The organism is Rhizobium sp. RHZ01, assembly GCF_014851595.1.
Classification (GTDB): domain Bacteria; phylum Pseudomonadota; class Alphaproteobacteria; order Rhizobiales; family Rhizobiaceae; genus Rhizobium; species Rhizobium altiplani.
In genome coordinates this window covers 16,954-31,916 of the sequence record NZ_JACUZZ010000015.1, presented here as the reverse complement: position 1 = coordinate 31,916, position 14,963 = coordinate 16,954, and the positions used below count along the sequence as shown (strand labels likewise).

Annotated in this window: 13 protein-coding genes and 1 pseudogene; 3 read left to right on the top strand and 11 right to left on the bottom strand. The window is 59.8% G+C overall.

Features of this window, described 5'->3' with window-relative positions:
• Window positions 1-190: 190 nt before the first annotated feature.
• Window positions 191-979: a hypothetical protein gene (locus tag IB248_RS16670; RefSeq protein WP_192241259.1), complete on the top strand. Its 789-nt coding sequence runs from the start codon at window positions 191-193 to the stop codon at window positions 977-979.
• A 28-nt stretch (window positions 980-1,007) separates the two neighbouring features.
• Here IB248_RS16670 and IB248_RS16665 read toward each other — a convergent pair whose 3' ends face one another.
• From IB248_RS16665 to IB248_RS16650, 4 genes are all read right to left on the bottom strand, one after another.
• A complete protein-coding gene (locus IB248_RS16665; RefSeq protein WP_113471327.1) occupies window positions 1,008-1,439 on the bottom strand; it encodes a DUF2721 domain-containing protein in 432 nt (143 codons plus the stop codon).
• Between the two features lie 38 nt (window positions 1,440-1,477).
• Window positions 1,478-2,137, bottom strand: coding sequence for a hypothetical protein (locus IB248_RS16660; protein WP_192241258.1), 660 nt, complete (start codon window positions 2,135-2,137; stop codon window positions 1,478-1,480).
• 82 nt (window positions 2,138-2,219) lie between these two features.
• The gene (locus IB248_RS16655; RefSeq protein ID WP_192241331.1) at window positions 2,220-3,893 is read right to left on the bottom strand and encodes an arylsulfatase; all 1,674 of its coding nucleotides are present in this window, start codon (window positions 3,891-3,893) and stop codon (window positions 2,220-2,222) included.
• A gap of 657 nt (window positions 3,894-4,550) precedes the next feature.
• Window positions 4,551-4,811: a helix-turn-helix transcriptional regulator gene (locus IB248_RS16650; protein ID WP_113113703.1), complete on the bottom strand. Its 261-nt coding sequence runs from the start codon at window positions 4,809-4,811 to the stop codon at window positions 4,551-4,553.
• A gap of 100 nt (window positions 4,812-4,911) precedes the next feature.
• On the opposite strand from IB248_RS16650, the gene IB248_RS16645 reads away from it, so the two are divergent.
• Window positions 4,912-5,808: a LysR family transcriptional regulator gene (locus IB248_RS16645; RefSeq protein WP_192241257.1), complete on the top strand. Its 897-nt coding sequence runs from the start codon at window positions 4,912-4,914 to the stop codon at window positions 5,806-5,808.
• Between the two features lie 74 nt (window positions 5,809-5,882).
• Window positions 5,883-7,025: a TDT family transporter gene (locus tag IB248_RS16640; protein WP_246779255.1), complete on the top strand. Its 1,143-nt coding sequence runs from the start codon at window positions 5,883-5,885 to the stop codon at window positions 7,023-7,025.
• Window positions 7,026-7,374: 349 nt separating this feature from the next.
• Here the strand turns inward: IB248_RS16640 and IB248_RS16635 are convergent.
• From IB248_RS16635 to IB248_RS16605, 7 genes and pseudogenes are all read right to left on the bottom strand, one after another.
• Window positions 7,375-7,554 (bottom strand): annotated as a pseudogene (locus tag IB248_RS16635) (universal stress protein); the annotation flags it as partial.
• Window positions 7,555-7,673: 119 nt separating this feature from the next.
• Window positions 7,674-8,969 (bottom strand): amidohydrolase family protein, encoded by a 1,296-nt coding sequence (locus IB248_RS16630; protein ID WP_192241256.1) that lies wholly within the window; start codon window positions 8,967-8,969, stop codon window positions 7,674-7,676.
• Between the two features lie 11 nt (window positions 8,970-8,980).
• Window positions 8,981-9,922 (bottom strand): ABC transporter permease, encoded by a 942-nt coding sequence (locus tag IB248_RS16625; RefSeq protein ID WP_192241255.1) that lies wholly within the window; start codon window positions 9,920-9,922, stop codon window positions 8,981-8,983.
• Entirely contained in the window at window positions 9,919-10,968 is a 1,050-nt protein-coding gene (locus tag IB248_RS16620; RefSeq protein ID WP_018860270.1) for an ABC transporter permease, read from the bottom strand. The genes IB248_RS16625 and IB248_RS16620 overlap by 4 nt, the downstream gene beginning before the upstream one ends.
• Window positions 10,958-12,484: an ABC transporter ATP-binding protein gene (locus IB248_RS16615; RefSeq protein ID WP_169684444.1), complete on the bottom strand. Its 1,527-nt coding sequence runs from the start codon at window positions 12,482-12,484 to the stop codon at window positions 10,958-10,960. The genes IB248_RS16620 and IB248_RS16615 overlap by 11 nt, the downstream gene beginning before the upstream one ends.
• Window positions 12,481-13,905, bottom strand: coding sequence for an amidase (locus tag IB248_RS16610; RefSeq protein ID WP_192241254.1), 1,425 nt, complete (start codon window positions 13,903-13,905; stop codon window positions 12,481-12,483). Before IB248_RS16610 ends, IB248_RS16615 begins: the two co-directional genes overlap by 4 nt.
• A 12-nt stretch (window positions 13,906-13,917) precedes the next feature.
• Window positions 13,918-14,904, bottom strand: a complete 987-nt coding sequence (locus IB248_RS16605; protein WP_192241253.1) for a BMP family protein — start codon at window positions 14,902-14,904, stop codon at window positions 13,918-13,920.
• Window positions 14,905-14,963 lie beyond the last annotated feature (59 nt).

The window sequence follows — 14,963 nt, the reverse complement described above, 5'->3', positions numbered from 1 at the left end:
AGGGACACGTCACCTTCGTGGCGTGTCCCTGCCGTCAGGAAAGCAAGACTGAGGCCAACGAGCCACAGTTTCAGGCATTCTGTGGCTCCAGCAAGTCCGAATAGCCGTTTCGGCTTGCCGAACTCCAATCCCGTCACGCACTGTCGACCCGGAAGCAATGCTGAGCGGTAAACGAGATCGGGGGATTCTCATGAAAACCATTCACTTGCCTGCGATCGTCATGCTCGCAGTCCTGTCGACCACATCGCTCGGCGATGCTGCTGATCTCACGCCCCTGGCACCCGAAGCGAAAACGGTGGAGACCCGCAGCGGCTGGGAGTTCACCGTGGCGCCCTACTTCTGGGCTGCCGGAATTTCCGGGAACGTGCGCCAATTCGGGCTTCCCGAGGTCAAGATCGATGCCGATTTTGGCGACATTCTCGACAATCTCGACTTCGCCTTCATGGCTACGGCCGAGGCACGTTATGACCGCTACAGCATTGTCGGCGACATCGTCTACGTCAAGCTGGGGGCCGATGCGCACACGCCGCGCGGCATCTTCGCCGATAGCGTCGGAGTGACGTCGGAGACTTTTGCAGGACTTCTAGGCGTGGGCTACGCCATACTCGAAGATCAGAATGGCCACCTCGACGTGTTCGGCGGCGTGAAAGTCTGGTCGGTGGAGACGGACATCTCATTCAACGGCGGACTTCTGGCCGGAGTGGAACGGGATGACAGCGCCACGTGGGCGGACGCGGTCGTGGGCCTGCGCGGAAACTACTTCTTCACCTCGGAAATCTATGTCACGGGATGGGGGCTGGTGGGCGGTGGCGGCGCCGACGTCGACTGGGACGTGGGCCTCGGCCTCGGCTACAAGTTCAACGACACCATCTCGGCAGTGGCCGGATACCGAGCCATAGGCGTCAACTACGAGGACGACGGTTTTGTCTTCGACGTCGTCCAGCAGGGGCCGATCATAGGGGTAGCCTTCCACTTCTAGTGAAGGCGAACCCGCACAGTTCGATCTATCACCGCAACTGACGATCTTTGTGCTCGCCTTGGGAGAGCCTGATGTCCTGCAGGAACCGGAACAGGGATCCAGCCAGAAAGCAAAGCGACGCGATGAAAAGCACGGCGGCGCCTGGTTCGTGGCGGTACCCCAAGAATGCCACGACAAAGCCGAAGAGGAGTAACAGCGTCACCCCGATCCCGGCAAGGACAGCGAGGTGCAAGGCACTGTTCAAGAGCAGCTCCCGCCGCCTGAGTTCGCCGATCTCCTGCTTTAGCCTGGCTCGAACGAGATCAGCTTCATCGATCTCACGCAGGTTTCTGATCCGCTCGGTAACGGTGGAGATCCGGTTGACGAGCACGGCCACCATCGCCGCGACGCCGTTGAGCATGAACGCGGGCGCCACCGCGTGATTGATCATTGTTGAAAGCTGATCGGCCTCGACTGACATCAGGCACCTTCGATCTCGACGGCACGAACAATGCGCCGCTACGGAATGACATTGACGGCGCGCGCAGCCACGAGCACGAGCGTCAACAGAGCAATGGCACTTTCGACCATCATCAGTCCCTTCGCACGTCTTGTCATCGGCAGCACGTCGGTGGGACTGAAGGCAGCCGCCGTATTGAACGCGAGGGAAAGATAGTCGACGTAGAGCGGTCGCCAGTCCGGCGCGGCTAGTTCGGGAGCCGACGCCTGCGGGAAAAGCCAGTCGGGTCGTCCTGCCATGCTACGCGCGAGGCGCGCGGGACCACCCGCGTCGATCTGCCAGTACAGCAGCGAGAAGGTCAGGACGTTGCTGATCCAGATCGTAAAGGATGACGTCAACAGCGAAACCGAACGCGTCTCGGGCGGATGAACGGTGATGATCCCGACCATGTCGCCAAGCTCCGCTGCCGTATTCCCCGCGTAAACACCGGCGAGCAGCATGATCGCGACATGCTCGACCCGCAGCCACACGGCATTGTCGCTGGAAAGCGTGACAAGGACCATCGGCACAATGGCTGCCACCAGAACCGCGTATGATATCCACCGTGGCAGGGCGTAGACGTGATGCGGCAGCACCTCCAGAAAGGCAAACACCCCGAGGATTGCCAGCACCGGAGCCCACCGCGGTTCATCATGATCTGCTTGGGTGAAATCGCTCATCGTTCGGCCCTCTGCAGTTGGGCATAGTGATATAGCGGCCGCCATGTGACGGCCGCTACAAATGTCGTTATTCGCCTGCGCGTCAGTCGTGACCAGTCTTCATTTCGCGGACCTGCTGCATCACTTGCTCCAGATTATAGCTTGCAGGGCTCTGAAGCGGCGGAAAGTCGATGTAGGTCTCGAGATGCTTCAGCCACAACTGCTGGCCGATGGGCAGGATATTCCAGTCATAGACATAGGCGGTGGACGGTGACGCGATGGCCCCGCCTGTACCGAAGAGCGTCTTCAACTGTTGTCCGACCGAGGTTTCAAACGGGTCGCGCTTGATGTTGACGACCTGCGTCCAGGCGTAAGGCTGCACGCCGCCGATGAATCCAGCCGGATCGTCTGAGACCATGGCGAAGTACATCTTCCAGTTCTTGTAGCGGACTGCCGACGGCTCCTTGCCGGAATAGTACAGGAACGAGTCGCGCTTGGATGGCGACTTGCCTTCCAGGAAGTCGCGCTGATCAATCCCGTCGAGCGTGGTCTTGACGATGCCAGGATACTTGCCTGCCTCGATCTCTTTTTTCAGGCCGTCCCCCTTGGGCCCACCGGCGATATTCACAAAGGTCGGCAGCCAGTCAAGGGCCGAGAACATCTCATTCTTGACCGTACCGGGCTCGATGTGCCCCGGCCAGCGAACGACGAGCGGTGCACGCATGCCGCCTTCCCAAGTGCTGAGCTTTCCGCCCTTGAACGGAGTGGTGCCACCGTCCGGGAATGTGATCGTCTCGGCGCCGTTATCGGTCGTGAAGACGACGATGGTATTGTCGAGTTCGCCCATCTCCTCGAGCCTCTTCAAGACGTAGCCGATGTTGTCGTCCATCTGCTTCATCCCGGCTTCGTTGACGCCCCAGTCCTTGCCGCCCTGCTCACCCACCATGTTCAGGTACTTGTCCGGCAGCACGGTGGTGATGTGCATGCGCGCGGGGTTGTACCAGACGAAGAACGGCTTGTTGGTCTTCTTCGGGTCGTTGCGGTCGAGGAAATCGATGACCTTGGCGGAGATCTCTTCGTCAACCGTCTTGGAGCGCTCGAGCGTCAGTGGCCCTGCGTCCTTGCATGACTGGTTGGCCGGGGACCCGTCGGACGATGTGCACGCGAGCATTGGACGCGGCGGCGTCAGGCAGGTCGTGGTTTTTGCATCCACCGCCGCCGGATCTTCCGCCATGCCAGGAATGGGCGTGTTCCTGCAAGGTGGCGCGATCCCCTGCTCGGTTGAGGTCTTGTTGATGTCGGGGAAGCTCACCCCCTGCATGGCGTCGAGGTGATAGAGATAGCCCCAAAATTCCTGGAACCCGTGTGCCGTCGGCAGGGATTCGGTGGTATCTCCGAGATGGTTCTTGCCGAATTCCCCTGTCGAGTAGCCGAGATCGTACAGGAACTTGGCGAGGTGAGGCGTGCCGGCCCGCAGGTAGGACGGACTTCCGGGAATCTCCGGCAGAACCATGCCGACGCGCACCGGCTGCATGCCGGTAATGAACGCGGTCCGCCCTGCCGTGCAGCTCTGCTCGGCATAGTAGGTCATGAACTTCGCGCCTTCCCGGCCGATGCGGTCGATATTGGGGGTTTCACCGACCGCGAGGCCTTGGTGATAGATGCTCGGCTGCATCCATCCGATGTCGTCTCCCATGATGAACAGGATGTTGGGCTTCCTCTCCTCCTGCGCATGTATTGTCGCGGTACTCGCAAGCAGGCTGCCCGCGACCGCCATTGCGGTTGTTATCAGCTTCGTGGTCCGTCTCATTTCGAATGCCTCCCTCTGGGGGCCGCCTCGATGACGGCCAAGGTTGGTTGAAAGACGAGTCAAAGCAAAAGAGGGTTTTCTCGGCGGCACCCAGTTCACTACCCAATGGCTGGTCTGCTCCGGTAAAGACGCGGCTCACGGCCGTAGGTGACCCTCGACTTGCAGAAGAGGACTTCCACTCTTCCAACCATTTTCTACAGTGTATTAGATGATGCAGATATTGCCCTTTAGGGAATCGCCGTGATCAACCGCTGTGCTTGCCAGCGATGGAAGCCGTCAGCGACGACGCATTCTTTGCGAGCGCGACGTGCCTCCCTAAGGGGTAAAGGCGGCGACCGAAGTGAGGCAAACGTCACAACGCCGGAACGTCTGGGCTGATCGGAGGGGGTGACCAAGCCGGACGCCGGCGCCCGCCATTCCTCGTATAATTCCGGTGACAGTAGGCAAAAGTAAGCCTTTAGCCTGTCGGCCAGCGGATGCCGGCGACACGGGCCGCAGGGAACAAATCCCTGGAAGAAGTGGTGGGCCCAGAGCGACCCGAACCCCCAACCAAGCGGTTATGAGCCGGTGGACGACTTGTTAGGTTCGGCTCAATTCCATCAGTCGCTTCAGGGGTTGAATCACTTATTTCGTTGGACGGCCGCGACGCAAATTTTGAGGCGGTCGCTCTCCTTCTGTCGGTTCGAGCAACAGCTCAAAAATCTTGCAGTGCAATACAGAGGCAATCTTTCCTAAAGAATCGACTCCGAGATTCACCTGTTTCCGCTCGAGTTGAGAGATTGAGACACGCTCCAATCCCGCTTCAAGCGCAAGGCGCTCCTGGGAGAGGCCTCGGCGAACTCGAAGTTTCTTCACATTCCAAGCGAGTAGATCACGTGGCGACATCCGCCCACCTGATCATTCTGTTGGGAATAAAATAACTGGCTATTCTATACAAATAACGATAGACTCTCCATGCTCACATGGCGAGCAGAGGAACGAATCGGTGGAACTACGCCAACTCACCTATTTCAAAGCGGTGGCCGAGGAACTGCACTTCGGTCGGGCGGCAGCCCGGATGCACATTGCCCAGCCGGCCTTAAGCAACCATGTGATGTCGCTGGAAAGGGAGCTTGGCTGTCCGCTGTTCATCCGCTCGACCAGAAGGGTGGAACTGACCAGGGCAGGGGAAACCTTTTACGATCGCTGTGTGCGGATCTTGAGCGACATCGACCTGACCACCGAACTGACGCGGGCAGCCGGCGGCAGCCGCATCCGCCAGATCAGGATCGGCAGCATCTACCCCGCCACCATGGGCATGCTGCCAACCTTCCTTGCCAAGATCGCCCGCAAGTTTCCGGATGTCCGCATCCATATTGCGTCGGGCAATACCAGCGAGATCATCCGCGGCCTGGAGACCGGCCAGCTCAATCTGGGCTTCATCCGCCCGGTGGAAAACATCGGCTCCTTGCGCTTCGTCTCGCTTGCGCATGAGCGCTACTACCTGGCGGTCGGCCATGCCAATCCGCTGGCAGCCAGGGACGAGATCAGCATCGATGATCTGCGCACTCAGAAGATCATCGCCTTTAACCGGCAGAACCTGTCGTTCACCGAACGTTACTTCAATGAGAAGTTTGCCGAATACGACCTCACCGCCAACATCGCCTTCAGCTGCGATGACACCTATGCGCTGGTGTCGCTGGTCTCTGCCGGGCTTGGCATCGGCTTTGCGCCGGAATGGACGCTTGATCTTCCCAATCGCGGCTTCGAGCTGAAGAAGGTAAGCGGGATCGACTTCCGGATCGGGCTTGGGATCGCCTGGAACAAAGAGGATCCAACCGCTGGCCGCGACGATATTGTCGATATTGCGAGGTCGCTGGCAAGGGCAGGGGGACGCTCGTGACCTGCGACTGCAAGACACCGTTCGACTTTGGCGAGGAGGGGATCAGCCGTAGCAAAATCGTGCCATGACGGTGGTTGGCTATTTCCGCTAACGTCATTTCAGTTGCAATGTACGCTCTTGGCCGCATAGCGGACGTCATCGCCATTGCAGAGTATAGGCTCGACCGTTACGATTGCTGCGCTCAGGCTAAGCCAACCAAGAGTGGCGGCAAAACAATGCCCGCAAATGGATTCAAGAACCTGTCAGAACGAATAAGAAGCTTTCCAACGCCGGTAGCAGGGCTGGCGCTTGGCATCGCGAGCCTTGGCTTGTCGTGGGAAAATCTGCTTCCTGGCGTTGGGCTTGCCGAAACCGGTGCCGTGATTGCTGCGTTTCTGCTCATTCTGCTGAGCGTGCGGTTCGTCCTTCACCCGAAAACGCTTTCCCGCGACCTCGCTAATCCCGTGGTGGGCGGTGTGGTCGCTACGTATGCAATGGCTTGGATGCTTGTCTCGATAAGTCTCTGGCAGTCCAATCATCTGGCCGGGGCGTTGCTATGGTTGTTCGGGCTGTGCATGCATGTTGTCTTCTTGGCGTTGTTTGCCAGAAACAGAATGGCGGTTCGGTTCGAACTGCCGCATATGGTGCCCAGCTGGTTTATTCCCCCGGTCGGCGTCATTGTTGCCGCCGTGTCCTATCGAGGCCCGCACGAAGGACCTTTGTTCTTGTTGGCGGTTACTGCGTTGTATTTCGGGATGGTTATCTACGCGCTGATGCTGCCGGTAATGTTTTACCGGTTCATCTTTGCGGAGAACGTTGCGGTTACAGCTATGCCGACGCTGGCGGTCCTCGCGGCCCCGGCCAGCCTGTCGCTGACAGGATATTTGTCGTTGGTCGACGACCCGCAACCATTGCCAGTTATTCTGCTGATGGGAATCTCGGTGCTGATGACTGCCATTGTGTATGTCGCGTTCGTACGATTGCTTGCGCTCCCGTTCTCGCCCGGGTTTTCGGCTTACACTTTCCCCTTGGTCATCGGGGCGACGGCGCTTTTCAAAACTGCCGATCAGCTGGAGGTCTGGCAAATCCGACAGAAACTAATCGACCAAACCCACGGGCTGGCGGTCTTCGAATTGCTGATTGCGACCGCAGTTGTCGTCTACGTGATTGCACGGTTCGGTCAGTTCGCGTGGACACACTGGTGGCAAGTGCCTCGACCCGACTTGCTGGAGGCATAGTCACGGAAAGATTGCCCAGGTAAGTCGGAAGCAACCGCCACGAGCGTTGAGGGATATCATCGTGTGGTCGGAATTGGGACGTAAAGCGGGCTTCGCAATGACCGCGATCGGCCCATTAGCGGACAGGTGTTATGGCCAGGAGCAGTGCGAAGAGGGCCTAAGGATACTTGAATCCACCCCGGCAGACCAGTGAACTGGATGACGAGACCTGACGTTGGTCAGGGGCACTTCACGAGAGCTAGCTGGCGCAACAGAGGGAGCGATGAAGGGCGCGCCTCCGATGGCGTCGTCACTGTTCCTTCATGGCCACCGGAAGCAGATGGATTATCGCTCGCAGCGAGCCGTCCCATCAACGAGACAGGAAAAGCGAAATGTTTCTGTCCTTCAACATTGAGCGCGTAACGCCGCCGAAAAGGCGTTGCTGTAGCCTTGGGTGGTTATAGGCGCCCATTACAATCATATCGGCGGCGACATCAGTTGTATGTTGCCTCAAGGTTTCATCCACGCTGCGTCCGGCACTTATCAGCCGGGTCGACTTCGACTCCATGGACTTCCCTCCTTGAACGATGAGGTCAGTCCATCGCGTTCCGAAAAATCCTCCTTGATATCTGTCAAAGCGCGGCTCGAGGGACGAGCACGTTTCGGCCCTCACGAGGACGTCATCGGGACGTAATCGCGACCGCTGTCGATCGTTGTGGGCCGGTCATCGAGAGACAATTCGGCGATCCGTGGCTTTGATTGAGCGATAATCTTGCCCCGGCGGATGACCCAAAGCCGGGTGGGCTTGAGCCGTAATGCCTCAATCGGGTCGGCTGCCTGCAGGACAACAAAGTCCGCGTTGCAGCCTTTCATCATGCCATAACCTTCAAGACCCATCGTCTTTGCAGAGTTCAGCGTAAGGGCGTCGAAGATCTTTTTCTTGTCAGCGATGCCGGCCATCTGCGCGACATGGATCGCCATATGTCCGACTTCCAGCATGTCGCCCGAGCCCATCGAATACCAGGGATCCATCACGCAGTCCTGCCCGAAGGAGACGTTTAGCCCGACATCCATCAGTTCACGCACACGTGTCATGCCGCGGCGCTTGGGATATGTATCGTGCCTGCCCTGTAGCATGATGTTGATCAGGGGATTGGGGATGACATTGATTTCGGCCTCGGCCATCAGCGGGATGAGCTTTGAGACATAGTAGTTGTCCATCGAATGCATCGAGGTAAGGTGGGAACCGGCAACACGTCCCTGAAGGCCGAAACGCACAGTCTGGGCGGCCAGCGTTTCAATGTGACGCGACATCGGATCGTCCGTCTCGTCGCAATGCATGTCGACCGGAAGTCCACGATCAGCGGCGATCCTGCACAGCGCCTCGACAGACGCGCGGCCGTCTTCCATCGTTCGCTCGAAGTGCGGAATACCGCCGACAATGTCGATCCCCATGTCGAGGGCACGGTTCAGTGACTCGACGCCGGCTTCCGCCCGGTAATAGCCATCCTGCGGAAAGGCAACGAGTTGCAAGTCGATGTAGGGTTTTACCCGTTTTCGAACCTCGATCAGAGCCTCGGCGGTTACCAGACGTGGATCGGACGTATCGACGTGGCTTCTGATGGAAAGAAGGCCCTGGCTTACGGCAAGGTCGCAGTAGCGCAGGGCGCGATCGACCAGCGCCTCCTGTGTCAATGACGGACGAAGCTCGCCCCAGAGCGAGATGCCTTCCAGCAGCGTGCCGGAGATGTTCATTCGCGGCAGGCCGAGTGACAGCGTGGCATCCATATGAAAATGGGGATCGACGAAGGGAGGCGTCACCAGCCGGCCCGTTGCATCGATTTCCGTGCCGGCAGACGCCTGGATCTGATGCTCGACGGCAGCAATCTTTCCGTTCTCCACTGCAATGTCGATCCCGGTGCGGCCATCGGGGAGGTTCGCTTTCCTGATGATCAGTTCGAACATTGGGTCTCCTTTTATCGTTCGCCACGGCGGTAGGATTGCATCAGGGCCTGAGGAACGCGCGCGCGGCGGGCCATGACGGCAAGCGCCAGGATCGACAGGACATAAGGCGTCATCAGAAAGATCTGATAGGGGATACCCTGGACGACGGTCTGCAGGCGAAGCTGGAAAGCGTCGAAGAAGGCAAAGAGCAGCGCTCCGAAAAGCGCACGCCCGGGTCTCCAGGATGCAAAGACGACGAGCGCAATGCAGATCCACCCACGACCCTGGACCATGGTCGGGAAGAAGCTGTTGAAGGCTGACAGCGTCAGGAACGCGCCGCCCATGCCCATCAACGCGCTGCCGACGATCACCGCACCATAGCGTATTCGGATCGGATCGACGCCCTGAGCCTCTGCCGCATGCGGGTTTTCGCCGGTCATGCGAATTGCAAGACCAAGCGGCGTGCGAAAGACGACATAGGCAAGAAGGAGCGCAATGAGGATGGCGAGATAGGTGGGTGCTGTCTGCGTGAAAAAGGCCGGTCCAACAAATGGCACGGTGGAAAGGCCAGGGGTGCTGATTGGCTGGAAGGGGACGATCGTTGGCGGTGTGCCGGCCACGGGGACGATCAGACGGAACACATAGTAACTGAAGCTTGAGGCAAACAGGGTCACGCCAAGACCTGAGACATGCTGGGACAGGCCGAGCGTAACGGTCATCGCGGCGTGCAGGAAACCAAACACCATGCCTGCCAGCGCAGCCACAAAGAGACCGGTCCAAAGGTCAGCGCCATGATAGACCGCAAGCCAGCCGATCATCGCGCCGAAGGTCATGATGCCCTCGATGCCGAGGTTAAGAACGCCGGCTCGTTCGCACAGAAGTGCGCCAAGAGTGCCAAAGATCAGAGGAGTGGCAATTCGAAGGATCGCCGCCCACAGGCCCGCCGATGAGATGATGTCGACAATAACGTTCATCGCCGGATCCTGTATTGGGTGAAGAACAGGGCAACGAGCATCGTCAGGAGCGACAGCGCTACCGTTACATCAGCGATGTAGGTTGGTATGGCGAGGCTGCGGCTCATGCCGTCGGCACCGACGAACATGGTTGCCGTGAACAGTGCCGCGAGCACGACGCCGAGCGGGTTCAGGTTGGCGAGCATCGCGACGACGATTCCTGAATAGCCGAAGCCAGGAGACAGATCCGTGGTGACGTAGCCCTTGACGCCGAGGACCTCGATTGCGCCGGCAAGTCCCGCAAGGCCCCCGGAAAGGCAGGCAACCTTGACCAGGGTCCGCGTCAGCGGCACGCCGGCAAACGCTGCACCCTGCGGACTGAGGCCTGCAGCGCGTGACTGCATGCCAAAGACCGTCCTCGTCTGCAGGAAATGGATGATGACAGCAAGGACGATCGCAATCAGGAGGCCGATATGGAGCCGCGATCGCGCAACCAGCTTCGGCAGCATGGCATGGTCGACCACTGACTGCGACTGCGGCCACCCAAAGGCCATTGGATCCTTCAGCACACCGTTGATCAGCATGGAGACAAAAAGCAGCGCGATGAAGTTGATCAGGAGGCTGGTCACCACCTCATCAACAGAGAAGCGCAGTCTGAGCCACAGCGGGATGAGGATCAGTACCATGCCCGCAACAGCACCGATCAATAGCAAGGCGGGAATGAGGATCGGGCCCGGCAGGCCTGCCAGCATGTTGGAGCCGCAGGCGGCGACTGCGATAGCGCCGACGTAGAACTGGCCTTCCGCGCCGATATTCCAAAGCCTCGCCCGAAAGGCCGTCGCGGCAGCAAGACCGGTCAGGATAAGGGGCGTCGCCCGGGTCAAGGTCTCGGTCGCCGAGAGACGTGAGCCGAAGGCGCCAATCAGGATGCGCCGATAGGCTTCCAGGACCGGCGCGCCGGCGATTGCGATCAGAATGCCGGCAAGCAGAAGTGCTGAGACGACGGCAGCGATCGGCGAACCGACCAGGAGATAGACCGGCCGATGCTCGCGGCGTTCAAGGCGCATGTCTGATCTCCGTAGGTGTCTCACTCCAGTCGCCCGCCATCATCAGGCCCAGGCGGCGTGCATCGACGTCGCCCGCGTCGACCGGTGGCGACAGCCTGCCACCAACAATCGCCTGGATGCGGTCAGCAAGCGCGATCACTTCATCAAGATCCTCGGAGATCAACAACACCGCAGTACCCTGCCTGCGGGCTTCAAGAATCCGGGCGTGGACGGCGGCAACTGCGCCCTCGTCGAGACCGCGTGCCGGCTGGGCGGCGATCAAAATACGGGGACGCTGCTGCAGATTCCTGCCGAGGATGAGCTTTTGCATGTTCCCACCCGACAGGAGGCGGGTACGGCTGCGCGGCGCACCACCTCTCACGTCAAAGGCATCGATGATCTCCCGGGCAAACGTCATGCCTGCCTTGCGGTCCACCATTCCAGCCCGGGAGAAAGCAGGAAGACGCTCGAGCACGACGTTTTCCCATATCGCCATTTCGCCGATCGCCCCTTCCTTGTTTCGGTCTTCGGGAATGCGGCCGATGTCAGCTGCTACGACGTCCGCCACGTCGAGATTGCCGACATTTTTTCCGAACAGGATGAGGTCACCCGCCGTGCGGGACAGCACGCCGGACAACAAGGCTGCCAAGGGCGCCTGGCCGTTGCCGGAAACGCCGATGATCCCGAGCACCTCGCCTTCGCTGAGTTGGAAGTTGATGCTCTTCAGCCTGTCAACCCCGCCAACTCTGGAGGTGATGCCAACGCCTTTGAGGACAACCGCGCCGGGTGTCGATGGTTCGCGAACGGGGCGGCTGACCCGGTGACCCACCATCAGTTCAGCGAGTTCGTCCTTGCTGGTTTCCGACTGAAGACGCTCGGCGACCATCCTGCCGCCGCGCAGCACGACAATCCGGTCGGCCGCGGCCATGACCTCATCCAGCTTGTGGGAAATGAAGATCACCGACAATCCCTGACGGGCCATCTCCTTCAACGTCGAGAACAGCCTTTCGGCCTCGATATTGGTGAGAACGGCGGTGGGTTCGTCGAGGATCAGGATTCGAGCATCGTTGAAAAGCGCCTTGAGAAGCTCGACCCGTTGCTGTTCCCCGACCGAAAGATCACCGAGTCGCTCGTCAGGATCGACCTTGAGGCCGAAACGATCCGAAATAGAAAGAAGCTTCCTGCGCGCGGCATTTGTACTCGAGCGCAACGCCCAGAGTTTTTGCGTTCCGGTCATGATGTTCTCGATGACCGTGAGATTTGGCGCGAGCGAGAAATGCTGGTGCACCATGCCAACGCCAGCCCGGATTGCCTCGCGGGGCCTCCCCGGCGGCAGCTCACGGCCATGGATCACGATCCGGCCGGTGTCTGGCACATAGTGGCCAAAGAGAATGCTCATCAACGTCGTCTTGCCGGCGCCATTCTCGCCAAGAAGTGCGATAATTTCTCCTTCCTTCAGCGACAGCGAAATGTCGTCGTTGGCAAGGTTGTCGCCGAACCGCTTTGAGACACGGGAGATATCGAGCACGGTGGTCATGCAGCCGATTCCGCAATTGGGAAGGGATGTTGCCACCTTCCTTCGGCTTCCAGTCTGAAGGCAAGCGACAGGAGCTGCAGATCGCGGCCGATTGGCGCCATCAGCTGGATCGGTAGCGGCAGGCCGGCGGCATCTGATCCGAAAGGAAGCGTCAAGGCAGGGACTCCCGAGACATTGGCGAGTGGCGCGAGCGGCGCGAAGGCAGCCATGCGTTCGAAATGCAGCTCGATGTCGGCATGATCCGATGGGAACGAACCGACCGCAAGTGGTGCCGACGACAGCATTGGGGACAGAACGCAATCAACCTTGTCGAACAGGGCCCACATATGATGGCTGACGAGAACAGCCTTGTTCAGCGATGCCCAAAGGGCGGCGGCAGGCATCGCGCTGCCCTGTTCGGCGACTGCCTGTGTCAGGCGCTCGGCCATTGCCATGTCGAGGGCAAGGTCCTGGACCAGGTTGAACAGGTTGACGGCGACAATGTCCTCGAAAACGCGCGCGCTGTCTCCTACGGTGGTTTCAAGATCACTCCACCGCAGACGGACGATCTCGTGGCCGTCGATCTCGAGCGCGGTGGCCGCCGCCTCGACAGCATCCAGCCGGTCAGCGGCGGTTGGAAACCGCACGCCGGTATCCGTCAAGAGGCCGATCTTCAGGCGGGACGAAGGGGGGGCTGTCATGGACACATCTGGAAAAGGGCCGCGCGCTTTACCGCTCAACGCCGTGAGAGCGAGCTCGGTGTCCCGGACCGAGCGCGTCACGACGAATTCGCTCGCGATGCCACCGAGATGATTACCGAACGAAGGACCCGCTGGCATGGCGCCCCGGCTGGGCTTCAGGCCAACCAGGCCGCAGCAGGCGGCGGGAACCCGAATGGAACCGCCAGCGTCGGTCGCATGTGCTGTTGAAACGATGCCGGCGGCAACAGCTGCGGCGGCACCACCCGATGAACCGCCAGCAGTTCGCGATCGGTCATGCGGATTTCGACAGACCGGACCAATCGTTGGCTCACTTGCGAGCGACAGCCCGAATTCAGGACTCGTGGTCAGCCCAAACAGGCAAAGGCCGGCCGCGCGGAACCGCGCCGCAAGCTCGGAATCCGCATCGCCGGAGTCTCGCTTGAAAAGACGTGAACCGGCTGCAACCGGCAGTCCTTTGAACGGACCGCCAAGATCCTTGGCAAGCGTCGGCACCCCACCAAACGCACGCGCAGTAAAACGGATCGGGGCCGACCGACGCTCGTCGTCGGCCGCCTGGGCTGCCGCCATCCCCATGGACGCATCAAGATGAGTAATGGCACCAAGACTGGAAAGGCGGGTGGCAGCGGCCAGGGACAGCCGCATCGCCTCCGTTGCGGTCAGTTGGCCGGAACGGATCAGTTCCGAAACGTCGGTGGCGTCTACTGGCCGTTTGCCGGGCATGGATCGGCCGAATTACTTGGGCTGTTCCATGTTCTGCGGCACCTCAAACTTGCCGGCCTTGATGTCGGCGCGCTTGGCTTCCATGGCCGCTTCCGCGTCTGCCGGTGCCACGCCCTTCACAAAGACGATGTCGCTTCCGCCTTCCTTCATCAGGCCGAAGGCCGTGTAGTTGCGGCCGACTGGCTTGCCCGCAGCCACATCGGCAATCGCCGCATTCAGAATGGGCCGGAATCCCCAGAGGGCATTCGCAAAGACGGTGTCGGGATAGCGCGGGGTATAGTCTATCAGTGATCCGACAGCCTTGATCTTGCGTTCCTTGGCTGCATCGGCAGTGCCGATGCGCTCGCCAAACAGGATGTCCGCACCAGCATCGATCTGGGCAAGGCCCGCCTCGCGCGCCTTCGGCGGATCGAAGAACGTCCCAATAAAGGCAACGAGATGCTTGCAGTCAGGATTGACCGATTTGACACCTTCGGCGAAGGCGTTGATCAGCATGTTGACCTCGGGAATAGGCATGGCACCAACGGAGCCGACCACGTTCGACTTGGTCATCTTGCCTGCCAACATTCCCGCGAGATAGGCGCCGTCGTAATTCCAGGTGCCGAAGACGCCGAAATTGCTGCCTTCTTCCTTGCCACTCGATCCAAGAACGAAGGCCGTGTCGGGGTAATCGGCAGCCACCTGGCGCGCTTCCTTTTCGACAGCATAGGCTTCGCCGATGATCAGCTTGTTTCCTTGCTCGGCATATTCGCGCATGGCGCGGGGATAGTCGGTCCCGGAAACGCCTTCTGAAAATACATATTCAATCACGCCTTCCTTGGCGGCGTCCTGCAAGGCCTTGTGAAGACAGGAATTCCAGGCGTTCTCGACAGGCGAGGCATGGATGCCTGCCACCTTCAACGGGGCGGCGGCGCGGGCGATCGGCGCCAACCCGCTGACGCCCAGGGCAATGCCCGAGGCCACGAGCGCGCGACGTGACATGAGAAGGTCTTTTGTCATGATTGTTCCCCTTTTTTTACCGTTTGGTTCAAAACCATATGGAGGGGCTAAAAAAGTGT